This is a genomic window from Undibacterium sp. YM2 (genome assembly GCF_009937975.1).
In the GTDB taxonomy this organism is placed as follows: Bacteria; Pseudomonadota; Gammaproteobacteria; order Burkholderiales; family Burkholderiaceae_D; genus Undibacterium.
In genome coordinates this window covers 4,711,083-4,735,959 of record NZ_AP018441.1, presented here as the reverse complement: position 1 = coordinate 4,735,959, position 24,877 = coordinate 4,711,083, and the positions used below count along the sequence as shown (strand labels likewise).

General features: G+C 52.6%; 23 protein-coding genes. 13 read left to right on the top strand and 10 right to left on the bottom strand.

Translation table 11 applies throughout. The features are described 5' to 3' along the window. Nucleotides 1-10: 10 nt before the first annotated feature. The 3 genes from UNDYM_RS21650 to UNDYM_RS21640 form a co-directional block, all read right to left on the bottom strand. The gene (locus UNDYM_RS21650) at nt 11-1,462 is read right to left on the bottom strand and encodes a DUF1254 domain-containing protein (protein WP_162042920.1); all 1,452 of its coding nucleotides are present in this window, start codon (nt 1,460-1,462) and stop codon (nt 11-13) included. Nucleotides 1,463-1,638: 176 nt separating this feature from the next. Further along, nucleotides 1,639-3,183 (bottom strand): hypothetical protein, encoded by a 1,545-nt coding sequence (locus UNDYM_RS21645; RefSeq protein WP_162042918.1) that lies wholly within the window; start codon nt 3,181-3,183, stop codon nt 1,639-1,641. Nucleotides 3,184-3,458: 275 nt separating this feature from the next. Further along, entirely contained in the window at nt 3,459-3,638 is a 180-nt protein-coding gene (locus tag UNDYM_RS21640; RefSeq protein ID WP_162042916.1) for a hypothetical protein, read from the bottom strand. Nucleotides 3,639-3,768: 130 nt separating this feature from the next. Here UNDYM_RS21640 and UNDYM_RS21635 point away from each other — a divergent pair, with 130 nt between their 5' ends. The 3 genes from UNDYM_RS21635 (at nt 3,769) to UNDYM_RS21625 (ending at nt 6,309) form a co-directional block, all read left to right on the top strand. Continuing rightward, nucleotides 3,769-4,407, top strand: a complete 639-nt coding sequence (locus tag UNDYM_RS21635; RefSeq protein WP_162042915.1) for a hypothetical protein — start codon at nt 3,769-3,771, stop codon at nt 4,405-4,407. A gap of 457 nt (nt 4,408-4,864) precedes the next feature. After that, on the top strand, nt 4,865-5,815 hold the full coding sequence (locus UNDYM_RS21630; protein WP_162042713.1) for an IS110 family transposase: 951 nt from the start codon (nt 4,865-4,867) through the stop codon (nt 5,813-5,815). Between the two features lie 107 nt (nt 5,816-5,922). Continuing rightward, nucleotides 5,923-6,309: a phage tail length tape measure family protein gene (locus UNDYM_RS21625; protein WP_162042913.1), complete on the top strand. Its 387-nt coding sequence runs from the start codon at nt 5,923-5,925 to the stop codon at nt 6,307-6,309. Between the two features lie 228 nt (nt 6,310-6,537). On the opposite strand, the gene UNDYM_RS21620 is transcribed toward UNDYM_RS21625, so the two are convergent. Both UNDYM_RS21620 and UNDYM_RS21615 read right to left on the bottom strand, forming a co-directional pair. Continuing rightward, nucleotides 6,538-7,284, bottom strand: a complete 747-nt coding sequence (locus tag UNDYM_RS21620) for an SDR family oxidoreductase (RefSeq protein WP_162042911.1) — start codon at nt 7,282-7,284, stop codon at nt 6,538-6,540. Between the two features lie 101 nt (nt 7,285-7,385). Continuing rightward, nucleotides 7,386-7,865, bottom strand: a complete 480-nt coding sequence (locus UNDYM_RS21615) for a MarR family winged helix-turn-helix transcriptional regulator (RefSeq protein WP_162042910.1) — start codon at nt 7,863-7,865, stop codon at nt 7,386-7,388. Between the two features lie 264 nt (nt 7,866-8,129). Here UNDYM_RS21615 and UNDYM_RS21610 point away from each other — a divergent pair, with 264 nt between their 5' ends. From UNDYM_RS21610 to UNDYM_RS21595, 4 genes are all read left to right on the top strand, one after another. After that, on the top strand, nt 8,130-9,203 hold the full coding sequence (locus UNDYM_RS21610; RefSeq protein WP_370529490.1) for an alpha/beta fold hydrolase: 1,074 nt from the start codon (nt 8,130-8,132) through the stop codon (nt 9,201-9,203). 52 nt (nt 9,204-9,255) lie between these two features. Further along, nucleotides 9,256-9,672: an organic hydroperoxide resistance protein gene (locus tag UNDYM_RS21605; RefSeq protein ID WP_162042908.1), complete on the top strand. Its 417-nt coding sequence runs from the start codon at nt 9,256-9,258 to the stop codon at nt 9,670-9,672. A gap of 86 nt (nt 9,673-9,758) precedes the next feature. Beyond that, a complete protein-coding gene (locus tag UNDYM_RS21600) occupies nt 9,759-10,934 on the top strand; it encodes a thioredoxin family protein (RefSeq protein WP_162042906.1) in 1,176 nt (391 codons plus the stop codon). Between the two features lie 90 nt (nt 10,935-11,024). Continuing rightward, complete coding sequence (locus UNDYM_RS21595; protein ID WP_162042904.1) at nt 11,025-11,282, top strand: hypothetical protein; 258 nt, start codon at nt 11,025-11,027, stop codon at nt 11,280-11,282. 119 nt (nt 11,283-11,401) lie between these two features. Here UNDYM_RS21595 and UNDYM_RS21590 read toward each other — a convergent pair whose 3' ends face one another. From UNDYM_RS21590 to UNDYM_RS21580, 3 genes are all read right to left on the bottom strand, one after another. Beyond that, on the bottom strand, nt 11,402-14,599 hold the full coding sequence (locus UNDYM_RS21590) for a di-heme oxidoredictase family protein (protein WP_162044736.1): 3,198 nt from the start codon (nt 14,597-14,599) through the stop codon (nt 11,402-11,404). Between the two features lie 950 nt (nt 14,600-15,549). Continuing rightward, nucleotides 15,550-16,287 (bottom strand): siderophore-interacting protein, encoded by a 738-nt coding sequence (locus UNDYM_RS21585; protein WP_162042902.1) that lies wholly within the window; start codon nt 16,285-16,287, stop codon nt 15,550-15,552. A 206-nt stretch (nt 16,288-16,493) separates the two neighbouring features. Next, on the bottom strand, nt 16,494-17,735 hold the full coding sequence (locus tag UNDYM_RS21580) for an MFS transporter (RefSeq protein ID WP_255456496.1): 1,242 nt from the start codon (nt 17,733-17,735) through the stop codon (nt 16,494-16,496). 357 nt (nt 17,736-18,092) lie between these two features. Here UNDYM_RS21580 and UNDYM_RS21575 point away from each other — a divergent pair, with 357 nt between their 5' ends. Together UNDYM_RS21575 and UNDYM_RS21570 are read left to right on the top strand one after the other, a co-directional pair. Continuing rightward, nucleotides 18,093-18,704: a DUF4124 domain-containing protein gene (locus tag UNDYM_RS21575; protein WP_162042899.1), complete on the top strand. Its 612-nt coding sequence runs from the start codon at nt 18,093-18,095 to the stop codon at nt 18,702-18,704. A gap of 68 nt (nt 18,705-18,772) precedes the next feature. Continuing rightward, nucleotides 18,773-19,462 carry a hypothetical protein gene (locus UNDYM_RS21570; RefSeq protein ID WP_162042898.1) on the top strand — a complete coding sequence of 230 codons (690 nt, stop codon included), beginning with the start codon at nt 18,773-18,775 and terminating at the stop codon, nt 19,460-19,462. Nucleotides 19,463-19,533: 71 nt separating this feature from the next. Here UNDYM_RS21570 and UNDYM_RS21565 read toward each other — a convergent pair whose 3' ends face one another. Together UNDYM_RS21565 and UNDYM_RS21560 are read right to left on the bottom strand one after the other, a co-directional pair. Further along, entirely contained in the window at nt 19,534-20,196 is a 663-nt protein-coding gene (locus UNDYM_RS21565; RefSeq protein ID WP_162042897.1) for a hypothetical protein, read from the bottom strand. Between the two features lie 360 nt (nt 20,197-20,556). Then, nucleotides 20,557-21,762: an MFS transporter gene (locus tag UNDYM_RS21560; protein WP_162042896.1), complete on the bottom strand. Its 1,206-nt coding sequence runs from the start codon at nt 21,760-21,762 to the stop codon at nt 20,557-20,559. Between the two features lie 106 nt (nt 21,763-21,868). On the opposite strand from UNDYM_RS21560, the gene UNDYM_RS21555 reads away from it, so the two are divergent. The 4 genes from UNDYM_RS21555 to UNDYM_RS21545 all read left to right on the top strand — a co-directional run bounded on the left by UNDYM_RS21555 (nt 21,869) and on the right by UNDYM_RS21545 (nt 24,858). Continuing rightward, nucleotides 21,869-22,462 (top strand): LysR family transcriptional regulator, encoded by a 594-nt coding sequence (locus tag UNDYM_RS21555; RefSeq protein WP_370529360.1) that lies wholly within the window; start codon nt 21,869-21,871, stop codon nt 22,460-22,462. Beyond that, a complete protein-coding gene (locus UNDYM_RS31420) occupies nt 22,395-22,769 on the top strand; it encodes a LysR substrate-binding domain-containing protein (RefSeq protein ID WP_370529359.1) in 375 nt (124 codons plus the stop codon). Before UNDYM_RS21555 ends, UNDYM_RS31420 begins: the two co-directional genes overlap by 68 nt. 616 nt (nt 22,770-23,385) lie before the next feature. Continuing rightward, nucleotides 23,386-24,138 carry a hypothetical protein gene (locus tag UNDYM_RS21550; protein ID WP_162042895.1) on the top strand — a complete coding sequence of 251 codons (753 nt, stop codon included), beginning with the start codon at nt 23,386-23,388 and terminating at the stop codon, nt 24,136-24,138. A gap of 132 nt (nt 24,139-24,270) precedes the next feature. Next, on the top strand, nt 24,271-24,858 hold the full coding sequence (locus tag UNDYM_RS21545; RefSeq protein WP_162042894.1) for an SMI1/KNR4 family protein: 588 nt from the start codon (nt 24,271-24,273) through the stop codon (nt 24,856-24,858). Nucleotides 24,859-24,877 lie beyond the last annotated feature (19 nt).

Sequence of the window (24,877 nt, the reverse complement as noted above, 5' to 3'; positions counted from 1 at the left end):
AAGGATTCAATCAGCTTGCAAGAACAAGCGCTGGCGGGCTATAGGTTTGCGTGAAGCTGACTGTAGGGCCGGGTACATAGACCCGTAAAATCAAAAAGAAACTTTCGTCACTGGGCGACTGCAACCAATAACTTCCTGCAGGCAAGCTGTCGGGCTTGTCGCTTTGGATCACGATGCTCATGCCGCCCTCGGCATCGGTTGTCGAAAATTCTGGGTAGTAGCCGTTGATGGAATAATTGCTTGAGCCAGGGCAAAGGTTGTAAGTCGAGTTATACAAGGTGACCGACCAGAAGCCGTGCATGTCTGCGTTGAACGACGGGAAATTATCTGCCGAAAAAGTCATGCGATAGCAATTGGAACCATTCAATTCATTGCCCTTGCTGTCTATGCTGGTGTTGATATACACGGCTTCGTCAGGGTCGTTGGCGCAGATGCCTGACAGCGATTGCACCGCTGCCCGTGTAATAAAGTCGCTGTTTTGCCCGGCGCGGCCAACGTCCTGCGGTGGATACGTCCAGTTATTCACCGTTTTCCCACGACTCTTGCTGAATTTTTTCAGCAAGGCCAGCCCGTCTCTCGCTGCCCGCTGAAGACCGATGCGGGTGGCTTCGGATTGCTTCTCTACATGCTGGTTCGGACCAATGTTGATCGTGGCAAAGAGCCTCAGCAATTGCTGCTGATTGATCCCCGGCGGCAAACCGGGTGGGTTTTGTGTCATCGCTTCGTTCATGGTGTGCCATGCCCCTGCGGTATGGTTGTAATCGACACCCCAGGGTATCATCACAGGTTTTTTATACGGCGTGGGCGCATTGGGCCAGTCTGCCAGCGGCGTCAAAATGTATTGTTGCTGGACCTCATTGGCGGCTTGAACTTCGGCCGTGCTGCTGTCGTTGACTCCGGTGCGCCCCAACAGGAATACGGTATCAGTGCGCGAGCGTGGCAAGATGTCTGCCACACCATCTGGCACCGTGCCGTTCCAGTGGTGTGGTGCAATCAGGTAGTTGCCTGCTTCTGTACCTGTGGCGTACGTACCTACATAGGCGAAGTTGTCGGCATCCATACATACCATTTCGATCACGAAATACCGGTCGCTGACTGCCGGCACCGAGATAACGATGGGGTCTTCGGCTATGTCCAGCCAGGCGGTGGAATACAGCGTATCGGTATTGGGCGCGCCACCCGTTTGTGCCGCCGGGCTAGCCAGCACGGCTGCGTGATGAAAAGTATTGATAGGCGCATACAGGTCAGGCAGCCCATGCTTTTCTGAAAAATGCCTGCCAGCTTCGCTGGCCCACAGCCAGCGCAGTTGCGTGTTGTAAATCCAGGGAAAGCCAAAGACGTAGGCTTGAATGCCCAGCGAATACGCATACTCTTCTTCGGCATTGCCTGAATCGGGAAGGCTGAGTTGTGGCAGTTGCAGGCTGAACTGGCTGGCGTCTGGTGTTGATGCTGCGTTGCTCATGATGAATCCTGTCAGAGGTGAAATGATGGGGATAGAAGCAAGACACGTTCTTTGTCTTGGGGGCATAGTCAGTGTTTTCAGACTAGCTCTTGTTTGCCAAACTTGGAACCCTCTCCGGCAAGAGAGGGTTCCCTACAGCGATAGCCTTGTTTTGGCAATTTTTTGCAAACCCTATCCTATTTAAAACATGCACTGGTATCTTGCGGGTTTTTCGCATTGCCGGGCATCAGCTCGAATGGCGTGAAGCGGCCAGGGGCCGTGGTTTGCTTTTGCACATAGTCGGAGTACGACATCAGCGCGGCGTTCATGACGTGCAGCCGGATCAAAGTGGAAAGCTCCTGCAATGGCAATGTCACCAGGCCGGACTTGTAAACTTCGCCGCGTGTCCATTGCTGACCCTGGGTGATGGTGCCGACGAGCCTGGCCTGCAGATCGGCGGCACTTTGCCCCATGGCATTCTTGCCGCCAACGACATCGGGAGGCAGCAGGTCTGGGTTGACGATCCATCCCCTGGCTTTGGCAACTGTATTACCAAAAATAATCAGCTCGTTCAATGTCATATTGAGTGCTGAGTAATTACGCAGGGGCAAGGGGGCATCGCCGGTCGCGGTTTCTTCGGTATGCCCGGCGATGTGCGGCGCCGTGGCACAGGTCGCGCCAAAGATGAGTTGCAGATTATTGCCATCCAGTTTCATATAGCTACCGACATCGGTGCCGCCAGGAGGAGACGGGGCATCGTCACCACAGTAAGTCGAATGCGAAGCCGTGTCCTGCATGCTGTGGATATACAAGCCGATGCGGGCAAGTTGCACCGGAACCGGCGGCATGGCCGGATCTTTCCACAAGACACCGGTTGTACGGGATTTATCCTTTAGCCATTGGCCCAGTTCGCGGTAACTGACATCACCATTGCTATTGTCGAGAATTTTAGGCCCCGAGTTAAAGCTGACCTGAACACCGTTCTGTGACTGTGTAATCACCGGCACGGTTCCTTGCACGGTGATCCCGGTTCTGCACGTGCGGCCACTGAAATTCGAAGCACCATTTGGCACCGTCAAGCCAGCCGCGCACAGCAAGCCAGGTTCTTCATCTGGTTGCATGGCCCATTGCCGCAGATTGGACAGCGAACCCTCATAAACGTCGTCAATCACGAGCGGATAGCCGGGTGCAGGGAAATGAAATGGATAGACCGCCTGGATGCCGCCGGCACCATGCACGTCCGTGCCTGCACCGTTCGGGGAAAACGGCAGCACGTAGTGATACAAGGGGCCATCGGTCGTGTTATTGATGCGCTGAAAGCCATTAAATTTGGCCGTGATATAAGACTGGCCAGAGTTGCTGGCAGACGCCTGCACGCCGCACTGGTCAATGGGTGCATATTGGGTGTAGTCTGCCACTTCATTGTAAGCAACAATCCAATACGCTACATCGGCCCTATAGCCCAGTGCCTGCGCCAAAAAGTAGGTGGCATCTGAATGGATCATGCTTCTGGCGGGAACCGGCGCAGCAATTTGCTTTACCGCCTGCTCAAGCTGCACCGGACAAGCTTTTCCTTCAGACGGCGTTTTTGCACACGCCGCACGCGGCTCCACGCAAGCGACGATCTTGCGGTCTTTCGTGGAGACACAGAGATCTTCAAAATAGGCATGCGCGACTTGCGGCGCAAAGAATAGAGCCGCCAGCAAGGGCGCCCCGTTACCGATCAAACGCTGAATTTTCATGTGATGTAGTCTCAGGATGGTATTCGTGCAAGCCGGTACAAATGTAGCGGTGACGAAGATTGTTTAACTAAATTGTTCAACGAAATTTTTAAGTTAAGGGCGTTGATCAAGAACAGGAGGCAAGCGACAAACGCGACGAACGCTATAAAGGTGTCTAAAAATTGCTGACGAAATGCAGATTATCATAAATGCATCTATTATTAGCATAAATGCACTTAAATTATTCAAAATACAACATGTGCGACTGTTTTTCATCACTTTTTCAGGAAATCTGACTAGCTTATGTTGAGTTTTGCGATCACATGGAAGTCACCTGCCTTTCCAGTCAGGGCAATCTGCGATGCATCACTGCCAGTGGCAGCAGAGCTGAAGCACCATTCAGCCCGCCAGCGCAAGACCATGCGCAACAATAAAGCGAGAGGAGTAAAGCAGACTGCCCAAGCATGTCTCAGCACAGAGAGTTCTCTCCTGTGCTCTGCCGCAATATGAAGCCAGCGACCTGAACTTTAGTCTGGTTCACATAAACCCGAAACAGGCATATCATCCATTTACTTTTCGCATGCCAGATTTCGAGAAATGAGCGTCATGAATTCTTCGTTGAAACCAGTCGTTTTTTTATGCGCAGCCGCCGTGCTGGCCAGTTCACCTTGTGCTTATGCAGCGGATAAACCTGCTGCCCCCGCTGACCTGGCGCTCTCCTGCCAGAATCCGGTAAAGAAAGGCGACACCGCACAAAGCCTGAAGAAACGCTATCCAGGAAACACCACGGTACAGGAAGTGGATGGTGCGGAAGGGGCAACTCAAAAAGTACTGGTGCTTTATCCCCAAAACCTCATGAAGCCCTACAGGGTAGAAGTGTACTTTGATGATGACGCAATGACCCGCCTTGTTTCCGTCAATATCAATATTGAGAAAAGCCAGTGGACTTATCAGGGCTTGAAGATACTTGATTCCATCCAGGCAGTAGAAAAACAGAACGGCAAGCCATTTACACTGTATGGTTTTGGCTGGGATTACGGCGGCCACGTCACCAGCTTCAATGACGGTGCTTTTTCAAAACCATCCGGCGACTGCACGCCGCATTTCCGCTTCCAGCTACGTACTGATAAAAATGCACCCAAGGCCATACTTGGCGAACAAAAAATCAAATCCAGCCTGCCCGCAGTGATCCAGGCACAGCCTTATCTGAGCGAAATATCACTCGACTTTGTAGAGCAAAAATAGTGAGGAAATTCGCAAGGTGCAGAAGCCCGCGTAGGTACGATTAGCGAAGCGTAATCGTACAAATCCGTGTCCCCAAAAGAAAAGATATCAAGCACATCGCATGGTTATCTTCGGTCCATCTCAAGATGAACATGGTTTATTCTTGACTGGTAATCGCAAAGAAGCCATGCTTGCAGAAGCAAGTGGAAGTCTGCAACATGCGTACGATTACGCTTGCGCTTGTATGGTTATAAGTGACGATTTCTGGGAAACTAGAAAGCGTCGGGGTGGAGGGACAACGCTGCGCATCTGCAGTTTTCGCTGACAGACCCGATTAGAACTCTCCCACCCCACCTCTTCAACGTCGATGAGGAATCCAGCGGTCAATAGGCCTGCCAACCAATACCGCCGATATGTGCAAGCTAACGTGAAGAAGTGGCCACCCCAACATTCTCACTTTAACGATAAGGAGGCAATCATGCAATCCCCGTTATGCATAGGTGTTGATGTGGCGAAATCTGAGGTCGTTATCGCCTGCTCTGAAAGCAGTTTCCCAGTGCGTGCTGTTCCTAATGAATTAGCTGCTTTAAAGAAATTCCTGAAACAACTGCCACCTGGCTCGTCTATTGCGATGGAAGCAACTGGCACCTATCACCAGATGCTGGCCGACCTGGCTTTCCAGATGGGCCTGCATGTTTATGTGCTCAATCCTAAAGATACCCGTCATTATGCGAAAGGGGTTGGGGCGCGAGCCAAGACTGACAACGTCGATGCCATGCTCATTGCACGTTATCTGGCCCATGAAATCAAGGAACTGCGTCGCTATGAACCAGCTACGCCGGAGCAACGCACGATGGATGAACTGCTTAAACGCCGGGCTAAAATTGTTTCTCTAAAGACGGCTTTGCGTCTGACCTGTGATGGAGCACCATCACTGAAAGTGAAGTCAGCCAGGCTTTTAGACAGCTTCACAGAATTACTCAAGCAAATCGATCAGGACATTGCCAGATTGAATAAGGATATTCCCAAGCGTGATGAACAAGTCTGCCGCTTGCAATCCATTGCAGGAGTCGGACTATTAACGAGTTCCTGGCTGGCCAATCTGTTTGACCGCGTTCGCTTCACAAACAGTGATGCTGTCGTTGCATTTGTCGGTATGGACCCACGTCCGTGTGACTCTGGCCAAAAGCGTGGACGCAGGAGGTTGTCCAAGCGAGGCCCTGCTGAAGGGCGCCGCTTGCTATTTAACGCTGGTATGGCGGCAGCAAAATCAAAGGTATGGGCACCTGTGTACCAACATTACCGTCAGCTTGGCTGGCCATCAACGGCCACCATTATGATCATCGCACGTAAAATACTGCGGATTGCTTTTAGCTTGATCAAGAACGGCGTTGATTTTAATTCTGATCTCATCTCGATAAAAACTTGACGGGAACCATAGAATCTAATCGTACCCACGTCCCTTTTGGACTATTTGACCGTTGCGAGTCGCACAGCTGTAATTTAATCGTATCTATTTTTTGAAAGAGACTTAGCGTGAAAATATTAAAGTGGTTAGGAATCGTCGTTGTCGGCCTTGTAGTCATTATTGTGGTTGTTGCAATGCAAGGGGCTGGTGATCAACGCCGTATGCAATCTGCTCTGCAATTGACCGGGGGTTACGTCGGTATGACAGAAGGGCAGCTCTATGAACTTGGGACTAGCATTTCAAAGAATGGCGTCGGCACCATAGGAGAAGCGCGTGAAGTGATTTTTTGGCTGGTATGCAGCGGCCGGTTTTCATCCGCCACCATTGAACCATCGGCCAAAGCTGCGTTAGGCTTGGTATCTGCACAAGGACTGAGTGAAAAAGAGGCGGTTACCACTTTGATTAAAATGGTCGATCCATCGGCACGCGCGCCACTTGACGGTTGTCCGAAATAAAAACGAAATTGGTGTGAGCCAGAGTAGGTACGATTAGCTCAGCGTAATCGTACACAAGCTTGCCCGCCCCCCAAAAAAAATACCTCAAACATGGTGGTATATAGCAGCATACATTTCCATCATTCTAGTGCATTTCTCTGTGACTCTGTGTTGAGCTTTCAGGCCCTATGCTTTTTGACATGAGCACTTTATTTCATAACGTCTCTCACCAATAGATACAAGCTAATCTCACCCAAACACCCCACCCTCATCCGCATCCAGTATCACCTGCAAAGTAATATGCCGTGGCCGGGTCAGCGCGAACAAGACGGCATCTACCACGTCCTTACTGGTCGCACGTTCGCCTTCCTGGCGGTCTTGCACGGCGTGCCATTCTGGCTGCTGCGGTGCTACGTCATCGAGGTAAGGTGGATGTAAGCTGATGGAGCGGATGGGGGTGCCTGCCAGCATTTGCCGGAAGCCGTCTGCGAGGCCGGCCTGGGCGCGTTTGGCGGCGTAGAAGGGGACGGAGACGGTTTGCATCCTTGCATTTGGCAAGCCGCTGATGGAGCCTATGGTGAGGATGTCTGCGCCACTTGATAATCGCAGTAATGGCAACAGGCCCTGCGTCAGCAGGAAGGTGCCGGTGACGGCAGAATTGATGACGCCCAGTACTTCGGCTGCTGTGTAGGCGTGGTCTCTGGCTTCCAGCCACATGGTGCCGTTGTTGATGAGCAGGTCGATGTGGGTGTGCGATTTGCTCAGCGTGTCGATGGTGGCCTGCACGCTGTGGATATCGGCCAGATCGGTTTCTACACATGCTGGCATTTCATGTCCCAGGCTTTGTATGGTGCTGGCGGTGTCGGCTAGTTGTGCAAGTTTGCGGCCACATAAAATCACTTTACAGCCCGCCTCTGCCAAAGAGATCGCCAGCGCGGCACCCAAGCCGCGTCCTGCGCCGGTGATCACTGCGGTTTTTCCAGCCAGGCTAGTCATATATTTCTCCTCACGAATTTTCTTCAATTAGCGAGTGAAAAACTATACAGCAGTCTTGCCGCGCATGCAGAATGGCAGTCTGCACGGCGAATGCTAACTGCCTATTCGTTCAGCCGGTAAGCATCCATGAGGTTGGTGCGCAAATTGACGATGGCTTTTTGCAGCACGCGAAATTCTTCCGGCGCGAGGCCAGCGGCTTTGGCCGTCACTTCGCGGTAGTCAAATGCTTTTTCTCTCAGTTCGCGTCCCGCGTCGGTCAGTGACACGAGCACGCTGCGTTCGTCTTCGCTGTCGCGCTCGCGGCTCACATAACCCATGGCTTCAAGGCGTTTCAGCATCGGGGTCATGGTGCTTGGTTCGAGGAACAGTTTTTCGCTCAATGCCTTGACGGTCTGACCGTCCTCTTCCCACAGGCAGATGATGGTGACGTATTGCGGGTAAGTCAGGCCCAGTTGCTCCAGCACGGGTTTATAGACGCGGGAATAGGCGAGGTTGGTGGAGTAGATGGCAAAGCACATGAAATCCCCCAGCTTTGCCGTGTTTTTGTCAGCTCTGGATTTGTTGCCCAATTTGTTGCTCATTTCATATTCTCACAAAAATAATTATCGTAATAATGATTATCGTACTTGAAAACTGTTTTGTAGTGGTATATATTTCGCTTCATAATCATTATGACGATAACTAAATTACTGAATTTACCAGGAGATAAAGTTGCGACTTTATCTTCTACTTGAAGCTGAAAACCAAACTGAAGACCAGACCACCATCACAGGAGTAAGCAAATGCACCAAAATCTGAAGCGCGCCGCTCGAATTAGCCATCTCACCGACAGCAATCAAATCAATCTGAGCGATCAGGGCATTCGCGCAGGCGGCAAGCGCCGCCTTGTTCTTGCCGTCGCCACACTGGCTGTGGCCGGTGTGCAATTCATGCTGCCAGCAACAACCCTGGCACAGTCCGTCAGCGCGGTACCGGGTATCGCTGCAAAGGCCAGCCAGGCCTTGCCCAGCCAGACTTTGCCTAGTTTCACTGCCATCAAGCAAGTCAATGCCGGTGATCTCAATGTCGGTTATGTCGAAGAAGGTCCGGCAAATGGCCAGGTAGTGATTTTGCTGCACGGTTGGCCTTACGACATCAACAGCTTTGTTGATGTCGTGCCTATGCTGACCAAGGCAGGTTATCGCGTCATCGTCCCGCATCTGCGTGGCTATGGCACGACCCGCTTTCTCGACCCCAATGCCTTACGCAATGGTGAGCCAGCGGCGCTCGCCTCTGATGTCGTGGCATTGATGGATGCGCTGAAGATAGACAAAGCTGTGCTTGCCGGTTATGACTGGGGTGCGCGCACGGCAGGTATTGTTGCTGCGCTGTGGCCTGAGCGCGTCAAGGCGCTGGTTGCTGTCAGCGGTTATCTGATCGGCAGCCAGGAGGCGGGCAAGCAAGCCTTGCCACCCAAGGCCGAGCTGCAATGGTGGTATCAGTTCTATTTCGCCACCGAGCGTGGCCGCGCAGGTTACGACAAGAACCGCCACGATTTCGCCAAGCTGATCTGGCAAACCGCATCACCACAATGGCGCTTTGACGATGCCACTTTTGACCGCAGCGCCGTGGCACTGGACAACCCTGACCATGTCGCTATCACTGTCCACAATTATCGCTGGCGCCTGGGTCTGGCGAATGGCGAAGCGAAATATGAAGCGCTGGAAGCAAAACTCGCCAGCTTCCCTGCCATCACGGTACCAAGCATCACGATGGAAGGCGATGCCAATGGTGCACCTCACCCTGATCCTGCCACTTATGCAAAACGCTTTACCGGCAAATACAGGCATGTGCTGATCAGCGGTGGTATAGGCCACAACCTGCCACAAGAGGCACCTCGCGCCTTTGCTGATGCTGTGATCAGCGCTGACCATCTGTAATGGTGGCGCATTCAATTTTTTCGACGATCAATATCATACTAAAGGAATCATCATGAGCAAGATAGAAACCGTACTCTATACAGGCAAAACCCACACTAGCGGTGGCCGCGATGGCGAAGCAAAAAGCGACGATGGTCGTCTCGATATCAAATTATCGCCACCTGGCAGCCATGGCACGGGCACTAATCCTGAGCAGCTTTTTGCGGCAGGCTGGTCAGCCTGTTTCATCGGTGCGATGGGCCGGGCAGCGAAAGAAAAAAATATCGTACTGCCTGCGGGCACTGCGGTTGATGCCGAGGTCGATCTGGGTACCGGGGATGGTGGCTTTTTCTTGCAGGCACGCCTCAAGGTGAGTCTGCCGGGTTTGCCTGGCGATGTGGGGCAGGAGCTGATCGCGGCGGCCCATCAGATTTGCCCTTACTCCAAGATGAGCCGCGGCAATATCGACGTGAGTGTCACGCTGGCCTGATGTGATCAGCGGGACAATGGCGCAATGGTGCAATACAGCTTCATCAAACCTGACATGCCCCCGCAACAAAGTAAAAAGGATAGACCATGCTGCTTTTCATCAAATCTCTGTTTCAACAAGGCCATCATCGCTGCCTGGCTGGTGCTGCGCTCGTCATGCTTGCTCTTGGTATTACTATGTTCAGCAACAGGTCTGCCGCTGACGAGGCCAGGGATAAAACCCGACAAGCTCAGCAAGCCCTGGGTAGTGCACGCGCCAGCGATTTGCCTGTGCTGGGGCAAATGCCTGCCTTGACAGGTGCATCGGCCTGGTTGAATTCTGCACCGCTGGATATGACGCAGTTGCGCGGCAAGGTGGTGCTGGTTGATTTCTGGAATTATTCCTGTATCAACTGCATACGCACCTTGCCGCATGTGCGTGCCTGGGCAGAGAAATACCGTGACCAGGGTCTGGTCGTGATAGGTGTACACACACCCGACTTTGATTTTGAAAAAGACAGCACGAATATCCAGAAAGCGATCAGCCGCTTCAAGATTGATTATCCGGTCGCAGTGGATAGCGAGCATCGCATCTGGAAGGCGTTTCGCAACAATGCCTGGCCAGTCTTTTATTTCGTTGATGCGCAAGGTCAGATCAGGGCACGCATTGCCGGTGAAGGCAATTACGACAAGGCCGAGAACATCATCCAGTCTTTACTTGCGGAAGCGGGCAATTCCAGGGCCAGACCTGCAATGGCGCAGCCTATGCCATCGACAGCTTTAAAACTGGCGGCCAGTGCCGAACAGGCGGGGCCGGATATGGCCAACCTGCGTTCAGGCGAAACCTATGTTGGTTATGCCCAGGCATCAAACTTTATCTCGCGCAGTGGTTTGAAAAAAGATGCGGCCCATGACTACGCCAGCTACGCCGAGAACATGCCGCAACTCAATGAATGGAGCCTGGCAGGCAACTGGACGGTGGGTGCAGAACGTGCCAACCTCAACCAGGTAGGCGGCAGCATAGTGTATCGCTTTAAAGCTCGTGACCTGCACCTGGTGCTGGGCCCACGCGCCGATGGCATGCCTGTGCGTTTTCAGGTCAGGATAGATGGCGATGCACCCGGTGCGGACCATGGTTCAGATACCGATGCAGAAGGCAATGGCATCATCAGCGATGCCCGCCTTTACCAGTTGGTGCGCCAGTCTGGCAAGGTCAGGGAAGCCACGTTTGAAATCCGCTTTCTCGATGCCGGGGCAGGTGCGTTTGCCTTCACATTTGGCTGAGAGTGCAGATGTTCATTTACAAATATACATGGATATATGTGATACTCAAGCAGCTAAAGAATCGACTTAACTTTTTTGATTGAGCTGAGCATGCTTGAAGAAATTTACAACGGAAAATTGCCCTGTGCCATTTTTCGAGAATTGATTGAACAAGATCCTGCACTTACCAATTTTCGTCTTTCGCAGATTTTCAGGCTGGAGTTTATCAATGTTGATGGCTTGGCGGGGCAGCTTATCTGGCACTGGAAAGGACCTGGCAAAACACAGGGAATGAGGGACGAGGTTTTGAATGAGGAGCTTCTAAGGATGCTAAAAGAAGCTGGGTATGTAGAGAAAGACAAATTTTAGCAGACGGTAATTCATCTGATATGCATCAGACTTGCCAAGCGTGTTGAATGTAGCACGCATAAAAAAACGGCTGTTGAACATGTATCTGTTCAGCAGCCGTTGCTTTTAGTGCCAGGTGATTACAAAGACTTCAGGAAAGCCAGTACTGCATCGCGGTCTGCTTTAGACAAGCCTTCAAAACGCTGGCGTGCCTTGTCTGCTTCACCACCGTGCCAGAGTATGGCTTCGGTCAGGTTGCGGGCGCGGCCATCGTGCAGGTAGCCGACCTTGCTGTTATTGCCCATGACTTTCTCTGTATAGCCTATGCCCCACAGTGGCGAAGTGCGCCACATATTGCCCTGGGCCTGGCCTTCTACCAGCTTGTCGGCCAGACCTGTGCCCATGTCATGCAGCAGCAAGTCTGTGTATGGCTTGATGGTCTGGTTGCGCAATTCAGCCAGCAAATGGCCATTACCAGTTTTCATCTCTACCGTGTGACATGCTGAACAACGCATGTTCTGGAACACCTTGGCACCGGCACTGACTTGTTGAGGATTGACGACATGCTCATCCATAGGTGCGACACCTTTGGGGAAGCCACTGGCAATGCTGCGTTGTGCAGGCACGGCCACCAGACCCAGGTAGCGGGTGATGGATTGCAGGTCAGCTTCGGTGATACCTTTTTGCGCAGGTGCAGCAGCACAGCCAGCCGGGTCCGTTGTACAGCTACGGTTAGGGTAGCTTGGTGAAGTGACGGCCATGTCTTGCAACAGCGCAGCCGCAGTCTGATGACGCAGGCTTGCCTTGGATGCCTTCCAGCCAAAGCGGCCTACGCGTACTGCACCGGTCTCTGGTTCAAACACATAGTTGGCAATACCGACGACACCATCAGCATCGGGTGCAGAGCGCACGCGGGACAGGATGTCTGTTTCAGGTATGGCTTCGAGCAAACCCATGCCTATCATAGGCTGTGCAGCGCGCAGCGAATACACGGTTGGTACGGCACCTTCAAATGCCAGTGTCGGTTTGCGCAATTCTACCGTGGTGCCATCGGCCAGCTTGGTCGTGCGGGTTTCAAATCCGGCGACGTTGACATTGGTACCCCAGTTTTGCGGCACGCCACTGCTGGAGAAGGCATTCATCTGTACTACCGTGCCATATTGCGGATGCGGCAATTGCTGGCCTGCTGCATTGGTGGCTGCTACGCGCACCGACATGCTGTCCAAACGCTGGTTGATGGCGGTAGGCGCAGGGCTGCGGCCATTATTGACGTGGCAGGCAATACAGGCAGACTGGTTGAAACGCGGCCCCTGCAAACCTACGGCTTGCTGGTAACGGTCATTACCATTCTCATTATGGTCACCGGTCGTAAAGTTGGTATGCACCAGGCGGCGACCTTCAACAAAGCGCTGTATGTTTTGCATACCCGCATTATTGTGTGGCTGCTGGAACATGAACAGACCATTGTCAGAATAATTGTAGGAGACCGAACCCTGGCCACCCGACAAAGTATCCTCCGGCAGAGGCACCGAGTTCAAGCGTGGCTGCACGCCATACCATGGCTTGAGACCAGAGCCGACCACATAAATCCATTCGGCTGAGTAATAACGTACACCGCCATTGTCACCCTTGGCAGCCATACCTTCAGGCGTGGAGAACATCGATGGCGAGACTTCAATGATGTCACCCACGACGAGTGGACGTGCCGGGATGTTCTTGCCATTCGGGAAGCCGTTTGCATCGAGGTCGCTATGCCCAGGATAATCTTTCACGCGCAAGGTACAGGCACCATTTACGCCATCAGGGCTGCTGAGTTTGTTGTTGGCAGGGTAGGGTACAGGTTTGCAGATGGCGACATTGCGATCGACCAGTTCACCCGGATTCATCCAGCCATAACCGGTCACGCCAACGCGGTCAAAACCACGGAAGAAGGCCACGCCACCCGGCAAGAAATCGACGGTATTGTATTGATTGACGGTCAGTGTTGGCTTGGTCACACCAGCCACGCGGCTATTGTCAATGATCTCAAAACCCCAGGTGCGGTTCTTGAAGTATTGCGGTACAAAGGTCAGGTAATTACCCGGGCCCTTATCAACTGGCAGGCCGGTGACAGCATCGACAGTTTCATTTGGGCCGTAGCCAATTTCATTCCACTCTTCACCACGTTCACGGCCATGACGTGCCAGGCCGCGTGCACCAAAGCGCGTGACCAGGGTGCCGTCAGGCAGGGTAAATTGCAGGCTTTCCAGCGGTTCTGCGGCGGCAGGCAAAGGTGCCCAGCCGCTGCCGCTGGCTGGAAATTTCAAGGCGGTGGTCGCTGCATCTGGCAGGGTGTTGTCGCTGCCTGGTGACTTGAATTCAACTTCAAACAGCGAGTAACCATACTGGGTAGCGCGGGCCACGCCTTGCAGGCGTATGTAGCGGGCATTCGCACCGAGGTTAAAGAATTCTTCCGTACCGCCTTTGCCACCACTGACATAACGCAGTTGCGTCCAGGTCTGGCCATCGTCGGATACGCGCAGTGCATATTCCTTGCCATAGGCGTTTTCCCATACCAGCTTCATATAGCCAACGGGTGTCTTGCTGCCAAAGTCAAACTGTATCCATGCACCGTCTTCTGAGGTGCTGCCCCAGCGCGTATTGGCTTTGCCATCGATTGCCATGGCGGCTGACATGGCCTGGTTTTCTACTGCAGAAGAAGTCGCTGCGACAGGCTTGACGGCAACACCAGGTTTGCTCAAATCGATCTGCCCAGGGTTGCCGGGTTGGCTGGGCTGGCCAGGCTGGGTTGGATCTGTGCCCGGTTGTGTAACCGCTGTGCCTGAGAAAGCTTGTATCTCTATGATGGAATAACCATACTGGGTAGAACGCTTGATACCTTTCACGCGCAGGTAGCGGCCCTTGCCATTCAGGTCCGTCAGGTCCTCGACACCACCCTGGCTGTTATCGACGGTCTTGATCGTCGTCCAGTCACTATTATTGTCAGACACCTGCAACAGATATTGCGTGGCATGGGCGTTTTCCCATTGTATGCGCACGCGGGTAATGGTCTCTGTCTTGCCAAAGTCCAGGGTCAGATACTGGTCATCCGTGAAGCCGCTGCTCCATCGCGTATTGTCGTTATGGTCTATCGCCGCCAGCGCAGAGAGGTCGCCACGTTCAACAGAACTGGCAGTCGCCGTCACAGGTGTCAGCGCGGCTTCTGCCGGTGCAGCTTGCGGTGGCGCAGCCATAGGCGTCGCGCCCGCGCCGTTCTGTGCAGAATCAGCATTGCTGGACCCACCACAGCCTGCCAGTTGTAAACATAATAGCGATGAGGCCAGGCAGATGGCCGTCATGCGGTTGGATATTTTTTTCACGTAAGAACTCCTGGTTGGTACGTTTTGTATTTGCATGTGGCAGGTAGTCCACATCCTGTTGTATTGCGTACTGCATGTCTGTGCATGTGCAGACAGGTGAAGCGCCGGTAGTGCGATGAATTCTATAAAGAGAGCAACGCCAGGAACGGGTTTCCTGGTCCGTCGAAGCGCAACACTACATAATCAGCATGCCACTTGCAAGCCAGCGGGCGGCACTAAACAAATCACCAAAAGGTAGGTGATAGCTAACAAAAAGGTAAGCAATCAGCCAGTGGTATCGCTCCGAAATTTCTTGTGGCGCATCTCATTTTTTGTCAGTCGATTGACATAATTGGTCAGTTTTTGGAAAGCATCCCATTTGGGGCATGCACGGGAATGGGTGTTGGAAATGGAAACTTTTCCAGTTTTTTCGCGATTTGAACAATTGCGCAACTTCATGCAGATGCACATGTTTTTCCCTTCCCCTTCAAGGGAAAGGTTGGGATGGGGATGGGGTCTTATGAAATTTGATCGCAGCTTAATCAACCGAAACCCATCCCCACCCTAACCCTCCCCTTGAAGGGGAGGGGATTTAGTAATCAACAATAATAGAAGTAGGAATAGGTTTAGTTTGATGCCAGTAAAAATTCCATCCCGAGATTGCGCAAAGATACAGCGAGCATCGCAAATTTCAAATAAAACTACAAACTATGCGCGCGACTGTACGTGGCACGGATCAATAACAATGCTCATTAAACCGCTGACAAAAAACGTCCCGCAAATACACAAATGAACCCGCAATCATTTAATCCATCCTCAAAAAAGAAAATCCTGTTTAGTGCGCAACGCGTTTATGACAAGTTTGTAAGAAACAAATTGATTTCCCTGTTACAGAAAACTTACAAATGCAGATGCAAAAAAATGGTGCCAGCATCATTTTGCAACACACATCAGTCTTCGCGTGTCCAGTAACTTGACGACTTTATCCATGCTTCTGGCTGCCCGCGCTGTTCTACCAGATAAGTACGCAATGCCCGCGCAACCTGTCTTTCGGCAGCTATCCAGATGTAACCATCGCCAGGCGGAAAAGTATAAGCAGCGGCTGCTGTCAGCAAAGCCTGTTCATCATTGCCTGTATTGCGATCACGTATCAGCCATTGCGTCTGCCAACTGGCCGCTGTCACACAAGCCTGTTGATCTGCCGCATCTGCAAGCATGACGATGCTGGTGACATGCGCGCCTGCGCGCAATTGTTCAAGGCGTCGTGTGATTGCAGGCAGGGCAGTGGCATCGCCGATGAGCAGATACCAGTCAAAGTCGTCTGCCACGACCATGGATTTACCCGGCCCGCTGACGATCAGTGTGTCGCCGGGTTTTGCCTGCATCGCCCATGCATTGGCTGGCCCATGCTGATGCAACGCAAAGTCCAGCACCAGCGTGCGCGCCTGTGTGTCGAAATATCGCGGCGTATATTCGCGTGTAACAAAGCTGTCTGCTTCACCGGCAACTGGCAGCAAGATCTTGACGTGATCATCATGCGCGAGGCTGGCAAAATCATGCAGATCATCTGATTGAAAAGTGATGCGCTGCATATTTGGTGTCAAACGTATGACGCTGGTGACGCGCAGGGTTCTGCGGCGTTTTTCCCAGTGCAGGCGTTCGATGTGGTGTTTGGTATTTGTGGTCATGATGTTTTGATTTTGTGAGTATTGGTTCGTGTTGATTAGTTTTCGTGGATTGGGCCAGGTGCAGGGCTGGCCGGAGTGTAGGTTGGGCTACGCTTTACCAGCCCAACACTGTGCTTTTAAATGATGTATACGTTTGCAAAGGCCGAGTGTTGGGCTGATGAGGCGTAGCCTAGCGAGGCCCGGCCCAACCTACACTCCAGCTCAACCTACGAGGCCGTCCTTCGCCCACACCGCCTGACATTAAACGCCAGCGCCAGCGTCGCGCATACCGCAACAGGTATCCCCACCATCCATGGCAGGCGTACGGCAATTGCATACAGGGATGTGCCCGCTGCCGGGCCTACGGTATCTTTCAAGTCTGCCGCTACCGATGCGGCTGCCATATAGGTAGCCCGCGCATGCGCAGGTGCCAGCTCCATGATCAGGGTAGGCAGCAAAGGGCCAAACAGCATTTGCGACAGCGACAGCAAGCTCAGACCCAGCACCAGCGCCGTCAGGCTGGATGAAAACAGCAGGCAGATAAAAGCGCCCACCAGCACGCAGCCGCTGGCAATCACCATCCTGAAATTAGACACATGCGCGAGAACAGCGCTGATCTTCAACTGGAACAGCACCGTCAGTACCGCCGCATAAGTAAACAGCAAACCTATCTGCGAAGGTGTCAGGGTGCCTGCATCTACCGCATACAATGGCAAGACTGAACTTAACCAGCCCGCCGATATCTGCAAACACATGGACCACAGCAGCAAACCCGCGAGACGCGCATCCCGGAAGGCGGGCAGGATGCCGATCAAACTTTCATCCTCATCATCGGGAATGGAATCTTTTGTCAGTGTCTCTGGCAGCCACAGCGCAATGATCAGCGTACTGATGAGTGTCGCCAACGCAGACCCGAGGAACACGGCACCCAGCGAAAACAGCGCCAGCACAGAGCCCACTGCCGGGCCAGCCACGCGGCCTGCACTCGACATGACGCGTGCGATGGAAAAGTAATAGCGATGCTGCTCAGCCGGTATGGCATCGGCAATGACGGCAGAGATAGTGGGGTGCAAGACGCTTTCAAACGCCCCTATCAAGATCAGCACCAGGGCAGATGCCCATACACCATGGGTAAAGTAGAGTATCGCAAAGCCCATCCCCACACCCGCAGTGGAGATCAGCAAGACCGGGCGGCGCCCGACACGGTCGGCAATGCCGCCAACCAAAGGCGTGGCCAGCAATTCACCGCCAGAATAGCAAGCCAGCAGCAAGCCTATGTGGCTGGCAGAAATGCCTGCCTCTTTTTCTGCCCAAAGGGCAAAAAACGGCACGAGTACACCATCAGCAAAGCCGACAAAAAAACAAAGGAAAAGGCCAACAGCAGTGGCAAGAGGCGCATTCGTGAAAATGCGGAGAGAAGCAGAGAACCTGCGGGGGAGCTGAGACAGCAGTCGTAATAGTAATCGCATATACATTATCCATGGCGCGACAAATCTGCTTGCAAATGCAGGACAAATTTGTTTGCGCGTTGGCTAACGTAAACGCTTACGTCACTGTTTCCAGTGATATGGGGGCGATCCTAACAAAGAAAAAACCGGGCGTCAACGAGCGGGTTTGATGCCGCCAGCCTGGACGAGAAACGGCTTGATTATTGCTGAGTATCCGGGTTTGCCAGCCTTACTTGACAAAATAGATAAGCAAATACCCTTACGATTTCAAATGTAACCAATTGTAGCCTGAGCTATAATCTGCAATTGTTTTGCGAGCCCACGTTGCTATTTTGACTAATGGAAGACAATAAAACCTGCTCATCGTCACTATATATTATGAAAAAAACATTTCTGGCCTGTTTGTCTTTCCTGGTTTTTGCCTGGCCCAGCCTGTCGCAGGCCGAGGTGCGCAAGTGTGTGACGCCTTCCGGTGAAACGATATTTACCGACCAACCCTGCAATGCCAAGATAGGCAGCAACGCGACCGAAGTCAAAAACGACGCCACACTGCGCAAGATCACGGCCATGCAAAAAGACCGCGATACCGGCAAAAGCTGCTGGGTGCTGGAGCACAGGTATAGTCAATGCGATGTCAGCGTAGACCGCACCCTGATGACCAACTTCAAGGAAAACTGCACCATACCGAGAAACCAGTTCATCAAAGACCGCGCCAACGACAACGTCAGCACCAGCTATAGAACTTACAGGGAGCGTCGCGAATACAGAGAGTCATCGCAAGAAGTCGATGATCTCGAATATAGCCACAGGGATACCCGCAAAAGTCGCGCTGTCTTGCAATGTGAGGTGCTGGAAAAAGATATGTGGGCTTACCTGAAGCAAAACTTCAACGACAAAGTGCCACCGCAAGACGCCAAGAATATCGAAGTCAAATTAATGGGTTTGCCTGATCCTGAAAGAAGCAGCAGTTCTTATAATAGAAGAAGATAATTTAGCTTATGCTGGCCTCATGTGCATGAGGCATATATGGCAGCTCAACGGCAGAGAAAAATCACTTGATGAACGACCATAATCAGCATGCAAAGCAAGTTCTTGAAAAGGCGATGGAGGCGCATGCCGCAAAAGAATATGAGACGTCGCTGGTATCTTATGAATGGTTTTTTGATCATGCGCTGGATGAGGATAATGCTTCGCTGTACGGCGTGCGCCTGTCATATTGCCTGTTTGGATGGGCCCGGCTGGGCCAGGAATATGAGACAGCCAGAATTCGTCTTGAACAAAAATTTGCACACAGTATCGAGGCACTGGAACAGTCACGCAATCTGACTTATTTTCATGACTATGCTGCTATAGGCGCCAGCCTTAATCAGCAAAAAACCGTGCTGGAAAAATTCGTGGGTTATCACCATGCCGACCCTGAACTCGCCGCGCAAATAGTGCATTTCATCTGGGATGAATTGGTCGTTTCACCACACATTATAGTGTGCGCCACTTATATGGATGATGCGCTGGCCTTCTATGAGACCAAGTTGAACATGCATGATGAAACATTGAAATTCCTGGGGGCCATGCCTGAAACTGGCAGGGTGGTGTTTATAAAGGATATCCAGGACAGGTTTATTCGGGACATCGACAATATCACCAAGGTATTGCAGGCTGCCGGACGTAGTGAAGAAGCTGGCGCTGTTTCTGCGAAGGCGAAAGCGGATCTGGAAAAAAGAAATTATCATCATTCCTTGTCCGCATAATTTCTGCAGGCAGACACCTTTAAAAAAACACCCACATCGTGGGTGTTTTTTACTATAGGCGAGACCAGGGTTTATTCGACGATCAATGTATATGTCACTGCTTGCGACATATCGTTGCTACGCCCACCAAAGTTGATCGTATGCTTGCCCGGGCTTAAGGGCTTGAGCATGACATAGTAACCGTCAGCAGCAGAGGGGTCGAGTTTGACTCTGCCGCCGGTAAGTGCTCCTGCGTCAAAACAAACAGGGCTGACTTGTCTGTGTGTTTCAAGTTTTGAGGCGCGTACGCCATCAATTTCCAGTATCAGCATATGGATGCCATCAATGGCTTCCCTGACAGCTTCCGTGACGCCCTTACAACTGATTTTGCCTGGTACACCTGAATTGACCATGTAATTAATCAGAGGGAAGTAAAGATATTTATCCTTGGGGACGGTGCAAGTCCTGATGGTTCTTTGCGTGCCATACGTGCCAGCCAAAAACCAGACAGGACCTTGCTGTTTGAAATGGCAGGACTCACCGGTTTTGTCTGCAACCGGGCTATTGTTTTCACCATCAAATGAACGCGCCCACTGCCACCAGGCGCTGGACCATTCTCCCTGGGTTTTGCCCGCGACAACTTGTTTTGGCGCGATCAGGCTGGCAGGGTTTGCGGGGCCAGCAGCAATGCTGGTCGCAGGCAACTGGCTGGCGAGGGACAATAAAATAATCAGAGATAGTCTGGAAATGTTCATTAAAGTGCTTGTATGGGGATAGCTTGCACAGGCGGGGCTGGATAAGTTTGCCCGTTCGTAGCAAAGGAAAGAAAGGCGCAATTCTACCAAGGTTTTTATATGCACATCAATCGTGTCCTGCGCGCATGGTGGGGGGCGTAAATTGGGTAGACCGCAAATTGGGCCGACCCCGTAGGTTGGGCTGCGCCTTATCAGCCCAACACTCGGCCTTTGCAAACGTATACGCCCATTCAAATGCCCAGTGTTGGGCCGATAAGGCGTAGCCTAGCGAGGCCCGGCCCAACCTACGTAGTTGGCGATGCCCGGCGCAACTTACGTGGTCGCTACTGAGGAGTAAAACCGACGCTTTTCTGAAAACGCTCAATGCATCGCAAGTACCCTTGTTTGTCCTGTGGCGAAATCTATCCCATCCGCCTTGTCCAGCTTGCCTGCCAGCGTTGTCAGACCCCAGGCACCTACCACAACCAGCGCACCTATCCAGGGTGTGTGCATCAAACCGATGTGGCTGACGATCAAGCCACCCGCCCAGGCACCAAAGGCGATACCGACATTGAAGGCAGCGATATTCAAGCCAGATGCGACGTCGATAGCCTGCGGCGCATCCTGTTCAGCCCGCTGCACCACATACACCTGCAAACCCGGCACATTACCAAAGGCTACCGCGCCCCAGGCCAATACTGTCAGCAAGGCCAGCCATTTATTGTGTGCAGTAAAAGTCAGCACCAGCAAGACCAGGGCAAGTAAGGCGAACACGATTTGCAATGCTGCGACCGGGCCTTTTTTATCGGCGAGTTTGCCACCCCAGATATTGCCAAAGGTCACCGAGACACCATACACCAGCATCACCAGGCCCACCGCATTGGCACTAAAACCGCTGATGTCTTGCAGTATCGGTGCCAGGTAAGTGAAGGCGATAAAGCTGCCGCCATAACCCAGCGCCGTCATCGCATACACTAGCAAGAGGCGCGGTTTTTTGAGTACCGCCATTTGCGTCAATAAAGAGGCTGACTTGCTGCTGGCAATCGTCGAGGGGATCAGGATCGCACAACCAATAAACGCAATCACGCCCAGTGCCGACACTGCCAAAAACGTCGCCTGCCAGCCCAGGTGCTGGCCGATGAAGGTTCCCAGTGGCACGCCCGTCACCAGCGCCACCGTCAGGCCGCTGAACATCAGCGCAATGGCGCTGGCGGCCTTGTCTTTGGCGACCAGGCCAGTGGCTATCGTCGAACCTATCGAAAAGAACACCCCATGCGCGAGGCCAGTCAAGACCCGTGCCGCCATCAGCGAGGCATAGTTGGGTGCCATCCACGCCACCAGGTTACCAATCGTGAACAAGGCCATCAGGCCCAGCAATAACTGCTTGCGCGGCACCCGGCCAGTCAGTGCTGTCAATACGGGCGCACCGACAGCCACGCCCAGCGCATACAGGCTGACCAGCAAACCGGCAGAAGGAACAGACACCGCCAGGCTGCTGGCGATGGTAGGGATAAGGCCGACAATCACAAATTCTGTCGTACCGATGGCAAAGGCGCTGAGTGTCAGCGCCCACAAGGCTAAGGGCATATGGACTCCATACATGAGGGAAATGAATAACAGGCTGCAGTCTGGGCCCATGCAGAACAAAGAAAAATAGCTTAAGCTACACTTTACTTATGACTCGGAGTCAACAATGCTAAGCCTGGAAACCATGAAAGCCCTGGTCGCAGTGGCCGATACCGGCTCATTCTCAGCCGCTGCCGAGCGCCTGGGGCAAACGCCATCCGGCATCAGCCGCAGCATTTCTCGCCTGGAAGCGCAGCTCGGCATGACCCTGATGACGCGCACCACCCGCAAGCTGGAGATAACAGAAGAAGGCCACTGGCTCTTGCAAAGGGCCAAGAAGATACTCTGTGATATTGATGACACCGAAGAACAACTGACAGCACGCCTGTCACAACCATCCGGCCTGGTGCGGGTGAACGCCGCCACCCCCACGCTGGATCATTTGCTTGCCCCGCTGGTAGCCGATTTTCTCGATGCCTATCCCCTTATCAAGCTCGAACTGGTCAGTGGTGAAACCTTTGTCGATCTCATCGAAGAGCGCGCCGACCTGGCCATACGCATAGGCCATTTGACTGACTCCAGCCTGCACGCACGCCGCTTGGGCAGCAGCCGCATCCGCCCGGTCGCTGCACCGCACTACCTCGCACGTCACGGTGAACCGCAAACCGTGGCTGACCTGGCACAGCACAGGTTGCTGGGTTTTACTGCCCCCCAGCCTTAATACCTGGCCGCTGCCCAAGTTGGATGGCGTCAAAGATGAGGGCTATGTCATAGACCCTGTAGTCAGTGCCAGCAATGGCGAAACCCTGCGCCACCTGGCCGTGCAGGGCGCTGGCATCGTCTGTCTGTCCGACTTCCTGACCATGGCCGACCGCGCCCACGGCAGGCTCAAACCCGTGCTGGCCGATATCAGCCTGCCCTGGATGCAGCCAGTCTGGGCGGTATTCTATAAACAGGAAGCCATACCCCCACGCGTGGCAGCCTTGCTGGATTTTTTGATGACGAGATTGCCGCTGGACAGGGTGTGAGAGGGGGATTACGTAATTTGTAGGTTGGGGCCGGCGAGGCATGGCTCATGCAAACCCCATTGCCCGCCTATTTGCATCTCCGCAAAATCGTCGTTCCTGCCCAGGCACACTGCTGTCCGGAATAATGTCCTTGACAAACAATAACGAGTAAATTCCCTCCCTTTCAAGGGGAGGGTTAGGGTGGGGATGGGTTTCAGTCGATTGGCTGTAAATGATTTTGCTACAGAAACCCATCCCCATCCCAACCCTCCCCTTGAAGCGGAAGGAGCTTCAAGCATGATCGCTGACAAAAATTATTCAATTGCAGAATTAAGTCTTCGACGTAGAAGAATCGCCGGGACGCTGTTCGTACTTCACTCTCCGAATGAGTCAAGATAATTATTCCGGACAGCAGTGTGCGCAGGCAGGAATCCATCGTATTTATGCCATGTTCTTTGACATGCCCTATAGTCCGCAAGACAAATTTCCAGCAGAACCGGCTTCTGCCGCGAACGCGATACCGTGCCCCTATTTATGTGTGAGAAGGAATTAGATCAAAGCCATTGCAATTTATGCCCGAATATCATTAAATTGCAGCGACCCTGGCAAACCATATCCATACATCCATCCTAGCCTGATGCAGCATAAAAATAAACTCCACCACCTCTGCATCATTGCCCTGTTGATGACGACAGCCAGCCTCGTCGCCTGCAAAAAAACTGCCGATGCCACTGCCAACACTACCGCCAGCTCTGTAGCGATGCCATCTGCCAGCGTGCTTGCATCCACGACAGAAACCAGCACTGCCGCAGAAGCAATCTCAGACGCTATACCTGCATCCACAGAATCCGGCCCCTTTGGTCTCGCCATGGCCATCAGCGAAACCGAGCTCGCCAGCAAGTTGGGCTTTGTCAAATCCAGCAAAGCCAAGCATCTGTTTGAAGGCCAACCACCCAAACCCGCAGATGATTTCAGCGACTACTATGCCGTCACCGCCCCCATCAGCGGCGTCTGCAAGGTCGGTGCGTCGCGCACCATCACCGCCGTCAGCGGCACCGGCGAACAAATCAAAGCCGCCGCCGACCGCATCGCGCAAGCGCTGGAACAGCAATACGGCAAACCCAGCCTCAAAAAAGACAAAGTCAAAACCGACATCTACAACCGCCGCCCGCAATTCTGGATGGTCGGCCTCAAAGAAGGCTCAGTCAGCTACGGCTACCTGTGGGCCAATGGCAAAACCGAACGCGAACTGCCCGACAACATCCTCAACATCATCGTCTTCGCCCAGGCCCACGCCATCAACCGCGGCGAAGTCGGTGTTAGTTATGAGTTTGCGAATTATGCGGATTGTCAGAAGGAGTGGCGGCTGGAGAAGGGGAGGAAATCTTGATTCCCAAAAAGCGGTAAATACTGGTCGGACAACAGGAACTGCAAGAATAACAACATAGTATCAATTTCAGGAAATGCTGACATGCAGGAAGAACTAAGCGCAGTTCTGAATATTTTAAAATTTCCTCCAGCAATGCGATGCGTTGCTGAAGGCGAATCTACTGAGCGGCTATATCAGGCAGTACATCAGTTTGGCGACAAGCTGCCCGCCAGGAAACTGGCCAAATGGATGCCGCCCTCGATGAAAGAATTATTCAAGAATTTTAATGGCGCCAATTTATTCCGCCCCACTGCTGAGGCTAATGCAGGCTTTGTTTTTTTTGACCTGGAAGAAATTGCGCAAGAACAAATTGATTTTCAGGACGAATTTTCTGACGGTACAGAATCCAGCCGTGACGATGCAGAAGAACTCGCATGGATGGCTGGCCTGATACCCATTGCCGCCCCGTTTTATTCAGGCGATCGTTTTGCCATTGATACTTGCAACCGCCGCTCAGATGATGAGTGCAGAGTTGTTTTTATTGGTCATGGATTGAGATATGGCGGGCCACTACAGCCAGAAGATGTTGAAGAAGTTGCTGCAAGCTATCTTGAATTTTTCAGGGCAGTATTGAATGACCCTCTCCGCTATATCACCAAAGGCTGGAGAGATGAAGTCACAGAACGGCATTGGTATGTCAGCGGATTGGCCGTAGAAAATCCTGCAAAATCCGATAATTAATCTTTATTAAATACGCATC